Origin of the sequence: Mycobacterium sp., from assembly GCF_032162605.1 — a bacterium.
In the GTDB taxonomy this organism is placed as follows: domain Bacteria; phylum Actinomycetota; class Actinomycetes; order Mycobacteriales; family Mycobacteriaceae; genus Mycobacterium.
Genome location: NZ_JAVROT010000238.1, coordinates 23,675 through 29,674 on the forward strand (window position 1 = coordinate 23,675; position 6,000 = coordinate 29,674).

Here is a 6,000-nt window from a genome sequence, read left to right on the forward strand (position 1 = left end):
TCCTTCGAGTGCGTAAGATGCGTCCCTGGAAGACATTTCGACCCATTCGCTCCGGTTACGTTGCGTGGGGTGTGTTGTTAGGGGCAGTCGCCTAAGCACGCTACGAAGGTCGGCTCGTTCGACCGTTCGTCGGTACATAATCCAATCTGTCGCGTCGCCCCACCCCTCCTGGTCAACCACGGCAGGGCCAAGCGAAGCCGGTGAGGGCGAGCACAGCGCCCAGATGAATGGGTAGAAGCAGATCTCAGCGAATACATCGTAGGTTTGCCTAGCGCCGAGCACTTGCATCATGGAGTACGCGCTGGAAATCCGGCATGCTCGGTGCCTTACGCGTGCCACGCGCAGTTGCATCCCGGCTGGAAGGCGGACCTCGTCGCAATCTCGATGCATTTCATCAACGAACGCGCCCTGCATAAGATGCATTGACGGGGTTAGCGCGATCATCGCCAGCATCAGTGAACGCGCGACGCGGCCGGGCGAAACGTGTACCGCGGGAACCCCGCCCGAGCTGACTGGCAATGACCACGAAGCAGTCTCCATGCGATCCTGCCTCGAAACACTCCCGGCGAGGTCGCCGTACGCGTCGTCATACAGACTGGCGAGGTGGTTGCACGGCTCGCACAACGTCTTGAGCCACAAACCTCCGTCCAGCGGAGTGTCATGTTGCATAACACCGTCGCGAATATACGGTCGCATCCGGACGACTCGGCTGGATGAATTTCCCGCGCACTGGGGCGGTATGTGCGCCTTCGTCAGCGTGGTTGACCTCCGGCACAAATGGCACAAGATCCCATCCTGGGGTCTTGCCCCCACATAGTTGCGCTGCGCCGCCACAGCAGCAATGTAGCGGCGGCCTCCGACACACAAGAAGTAGTTCGGGCTTAGTACTCGACTTCCTGCTTGTGCGCGGTATTCACGATGAGTTGCTTCCGCGACTCGGCTGCGGTGCGCGTCAGGCTGCGGCGGACACTTGCATTCGCCGACTCATTGTTGGAGGTTGTTGGCCATTAGCCATCCACAGATGGCCGGACGTTTGGGGGGAATGCAGTTCTATGACTGACTCGGCCGAAGAGATACGGCGCAAGTTGGCAGCGCGAGAACTGCAGTTCGCGGACGAGTTGGCTTCCGCTGAAGCCCAGTTTCTAAATGTTGCTGAGAGCGTGCTTGCGCAGTGGGGCAAGTGGTGGCGAGATCCGAAAGCTCTGTCCGGGTTAGCTGTTGAGGCCCGCTTACACGATAAGTTCGTGATGTGTTTTCCGTTGGCTGCTCACGCGATGAACCACATCGAGGCTGCACTAGCAGCGCAAAACGGTTTTCCCTGGATTGCGAAGTCGAGTACACGTATCGCGTTCGAGCATGCCCTCACAGCCCAGTGGGTGTTGATGACAGCGGACGGCGAGAGAAAGCTTAAAGCAAGCTTCGACAACAACAACCACATCCGCAGCGATCGCTTCGTCAAGGGCGTCCAAAGCCTCGGACGCAATGACGAGAGTTTCGCCCAAGCGGCGCACGGCCTCACTGACGCGCAACTGAGCGAACTTGTACAGGCTCCTTCAGACGGGCCGGGTCCCGCCACCGTCGAGGGGATGTGCCAACGCTTCGCGAGCGATGGCGCCGAACGTCTTCTCTATGACATCTACCGTGAACTCTCGGGTTCCGTGCATCCGTCGCTGTCGCTATTGCGTGCGCACTTGCATTTTGACAGTTCGGGAGAGGTGCGACAGGTCGCAGCTTACGGGCAAGCTTTGAGGGAGATCACCTTCGGGCGTGAACTCGCGATGAGCGCGGTGTGGGCGTTGTACGCAGTAGAGGTATGTCGGTTTGGTCAGCCTCATATGGCAGAAGTCGACTCCATGGGTATGGCCGCTGGACTTCCGGTTGACCTACGTAAAAGCGATATGCGGCCCGACGAGCAGCCCAAGGATCACTCGGCCTACTGGTGCGCCTCGCCCGTTCTTGACGTAGAGGACGACGCGCGGACACGTTGAGCCCCTGGTCCACGGATCCTGTCGGCGGTGGTACCTACGCTGACCCGATGCCCTTCACCCCGCTGCACCGCAGCCTCGGCCTCCCTCCGAGCATTCTCACCGACGAGATCCTTGACGCGGCGGTCGCTGCAGGCGTGGCCGAGACCGACGATCTCGACTGGAAGTCCGAGCTCCCGCCGGCTAAGGGACTCCCGCAGACTGACCTACCAAAAGACATCGCAGCGATGGCGAACAGCGGGGGCGGAATGATCGTCTACGGAGTCGAGGAGAGCCAAAAGGGCGCGACCGTTCGCAATGACACGGGTGAGTTCACCGAGGCTCATGAGCGCGCCCTCCGTAGCGCAGCGATAACAGCGGTCACTCCGCCGGTATTCGGACTGGAGATCTACCGGCTTGGGGACCACCCGCGAGCCGTCGCGGTGATCGTGCCTGCGAGCGTGGACGGTCCGCATCTCATATATCGGGGTGAGTACTTCGGTGCACCGACGCGCAATAACGCGGACACCGTGTGGATGAAGGAACGTCGGATCGAGGCCATGTATCGAGCGCGGTTCGATGAACGCCGACTGGCCACCGAAGCGGTAGACGTGCTGTATGGCGAGGCCGCGGCCGGGCGCGACGCCGCCAATCGGGCCTGGCTGATCGCTGTTGCGCATCCGCGCATACCGGGGACGCTCGTTCGTCTCACCAGCGAGGAGGCACGTGCGGTCTTTGGGCACGCGGAGAAGATTGCGCTCAGCTACTCGAACCGCAACGGTATCCACCCCCTCCAGAATGTCGACCTCCTGAACCCGAGGCCGGGCCTGCGACGGTGGGTCGCACAAAACAACGCGATCGGCGACGGTTCACGGTGGCGCGAGGCATGGGCAAGTGTGCACCACGACGGCTCGGCCATCCTGGCGGCTGCTGTAGGAGGACACCGAAAGTCCGGTGACGGGAACTTCGAGGGCTGGCAGGTCGAGGCCCGGGCAATCGAGGCTGGCATCGCGGACTTCATGGCACTAGTTCGTGCTACAGCGAAGGCGCTGGACCACGGCGAGTACGACCTGTGTGTGGGGATCGTTTGGACTGGCGGACAGCCGCTCAGCATATTGACGATCGACGGCACGGGCTATATCTACGACGGGGCATCAACCCCGCTGTCGTCGTTCACCCCAGTGCGATCGATGGTCAACGCAGCCGCCGATGATGAGGAGTTCCATCAACAGGTGCACCAGCTGGCCGAGGACTGCGTGAACCAGGGCGGGATCACCTACCTCCACGTAATCTCGGATCCAGTTCAGACCGGGGCATAGAGGCCGACGTGTTCCTCCGGTGTTGGCCATCACGCGAGCCGAATGACATTCGCTGCGCCCGCGATGTGTACGGTGCGGCTCATGACTCCGACCGGGGTGAATGCCGATTTCCGCGTCAGAACTTCCGCATTGGGACGGGCGTTCGAGCCCGAGAAGGCAGTTGGACATGGCACATAACATCGATTTCTTTATCAGCTACAACAAGGCAGACCGGTTGTGGGCTGAATGGATCGCGTGGTTACTCGAAGCGGAGGGGTACACGACAATTGTTCAGGAGTGGGACTTCAAGCCCGGCGGGAACTTCGTCATCGAGATGGACGATGCTACGAAGCGGTGCGAACGAACCATCGCTGTACTGTCCCAGGACTATCTGGATGCTGAATTTACGGTGCCGGAGTGGGCCGCAAAATTTGCGCAGGATCCCAAGGGAATTGGCCGGAAGCTTATCCCGGTCCGTGTGGCGGCTTGCAACATCGAGGGGTTGCTTGGCCAAGTGATCTATTGCGATCTCGTTGGCCTCGATGAGGAAGCGGCGCGAAAACGCCTGTTAGCGCAGCTGAGTCCCGGCCGTACGAAACCCGCCGTAGCCCCGTCATTTCCAGGGATTTCCAAAGAGCCAGCCTTCCCGGCCGCGCAACAGTCGCGGGTAGCTGCGCCGCGACTGTGGACGCCGTTGAGCCAGCCGGTTCATGTCAAATGGCGTGCGGACACCACCCGTTCGGAGTACTCGCGCTCGACGCTCGAATTGCACACCATCCCGATGGATGATCATGGCTTGGAGGCGCGAGCGCTGCGCGAGTTGCCTGACGCCCTGGCGGGCCTCGGCCGGCAGGGCGGATTGTTCGACAACAACGAAGCCGTTCGGGCCGATGCCTTCGAGGACCGCGCCGAAGCGTCCTCGGCCGGAGACGGAGGCCAGCTCGGCGCCAAAGGAATAGCTGTTTACCGCGACCGGCACGTCGTCACTTGGCTTCCGCTGCCACGAGGCAGTCTCGGATCGGTTTTCGACGAGGAGGACGTAAAGAACCGTCTAATCGGGTCGCTGGCACTGCACGCTAATGCTGGACTTGACGTTGAAGGCGCGATAGCGCTTGCAGTGTCAGTTGAGCCCATCACCATGCTGATGGTAGGGCAGGCGGGTGAAACTGAACGGCGCTCAACGGCACAGTTCCTGTACACAATGGCTCCTAGTTCGTCTCTCCGCATAGAACCGAAACATGCAGTGGCAGCGTCGGCACTCGGTGCCCAGGCCGCGGAAATCGCAGACGAGCTCACGGCACAGTTGGCGCTCAGGCTTGGCTCCATCCGGTAAGCGCTGGCACCACACGCGGTGCGGACAGCGAATTCGGGGACTTCGCCTGCTAAGCCCAAAAATACTCGAGACGAGACTACTTCGCCGTGGTGCAGTCCGGCTTGCCACTCGCGACTCGGACCAACCGCCTGAGTCGCGGCGATGCAAGAGGCAGCCGTCGGACAGTGTCGGGGCGTGCGACTAGCCTCCGTGTCACCACGGAAGGAGAGCCCCATTGAGTCAACTAAGCGAGCAAGAGTGGGCGCACATCGACCCCCATATATGCGCCGCAAATACGCCAGGCGGCCTGGTACGCCTGCCGCCCTACGGCCTAATTTTGACGCTCCGGACGCTGGTCGGAACTGCCGACAACATAGTTGCTTCCCACACGCTGCTCAGCGCGGAGCCCGAAACCATCTGGAAGCTATGGGCTTTCACGCCCAATTCCGTTGCAGTCGTGGAGGCGACATATCAGTCAGACAACTACGACTTCGGCGAGGACGATCAGAGGCGCCAGGGCAACGGGTTCGGTAATCCCTTAGACCCAGCGTCATTAACTGCTTGGTCGCGGCCACTGAGTACGGTGACGGCGTTGGAGATCGCTCAGGTGCGCTACATCTCGCGGACTCGAGGTTTCGGACGTGGAACGTCGGAGTTTTATCCGACCGTCATCAAGATCTCATTTGCCGATGGGGCCTCGAACGTAGTCACAGTGGAGAGGTCTCTAGATGACGAGTCCAAACGTCAGCGATGGGAAGCCTTCGTCACAGCTGCTCGCCAGGCCGCAACATAGCGACGCCATGCTTCGAGCGATGTCACTCCAGTTGATTGCGGACGACGTCATGGATAACACGCAATACTCACGCTTGTATCCATTGGACGGCGGGATCGCGGCAGCATCGTCGAGCGCCAGCCCACGCCAACCGGCATCTCGGGCCGATGTCACTTACGCCACGCTAGTTACAGCGTAAGTAGGATTCGAAAAACGAGGTCTCAAGTCATCGCTTATTCATCGAATATAAGCCGGAATCAGCGAGAATCCGTAGTAATGGATACGCATCGCAGTGACGTTAATTCTGTTGCATTGCAAGATAAGTCGCGAATATTTCGGCATGTGTCGAGAATGCCTGAACTCGAATCCGTTGGTCGTGGGTTCGAGCCCCACCCGCCCTACGTCAGAGGCTGTATTGCGTCGGGTGGTGGCTGACATTTCTGCTTCGGGTGATGGACGACAGTGTTTCGGCTGATGCTTGACAGTGGCTTCGGCTGATCCTTGACACTCCCTTGATGAGGGAGTTGAGCGTGGCCGAGCAGAGGTATCAGGCCGTGTTGGCCGTGATCAGCGATGGCTTGTCGGTGTCGCAGGTGGCACAGAAGTGTGGGGTGTCGCGTCAGACGTTGCACTCGTGGCTGGCCCGCTATGAAG

The 6,000-nt window shown here is 60.5% G+C and carries 5 protein-coding genes; all 5 read left to right on the top strand.

The annotated features are described in order from the left end of the window. The first annotated feature begins 1,052 nt into the window (after positions 1 to 1,052). On the top strand, positions 1,053 to 1,988 hold the full coding sequence (locus QOI01_RS14460; protein ID WP_526381996.1) for a hypothetical protein: 936 nt from the start codon (positions 1,053 to 1,055) through the stop codon (positions 1,986 to 1,988). Between the two features lie 47 nt (positions 1,989 to 2,035). Then, on the top strand, positions 2,036 to 3,283 hold the full coding sequence (locus QOI01_RS14465) for an AlbA family DNA-binding domain-containing protein (RefSeq protein ID WP_526381997.1): 1,248 nt from the start codon (positions 2,036 to 2,038) through the stop codon (positions 3,281 to 3,283). A 166-nt stretch (positions 3,284 to 3,449) separates the two neighbouring features. Further along, a complete protein-coding gene (locus tag QOI01_RS14470; RefSeq protein WP_526381999.1) occupies positions 3,450 to 4,595 on the top strand; it encodes a TIR domain-containing protein in 1,146 nt (381 codons plus the stop codon). Positions 4,596 to 4,809: 214 nt separating this feature from the next. After that, positions 4,810 to 5,367, top strand: coding sequence for a hypothetical protein (locus tag QOI01_RS14475; RefSeq protein WP_526382001.1), 558 nt, complete (start codon positions 4,810 to 4,812; stop codon positions 5,365 to 5,367). Between the two features lie 494 nt (positions 5,368 to 5,861). Next, positions 5,862 to 6,000 (top strand): helix-turn-helix domain-containing protein (locus QOI01_RS14480; RefSeq protein WP_526382005.1); only part of this gene is annotated, 139 nt, incomplete at its 3' end.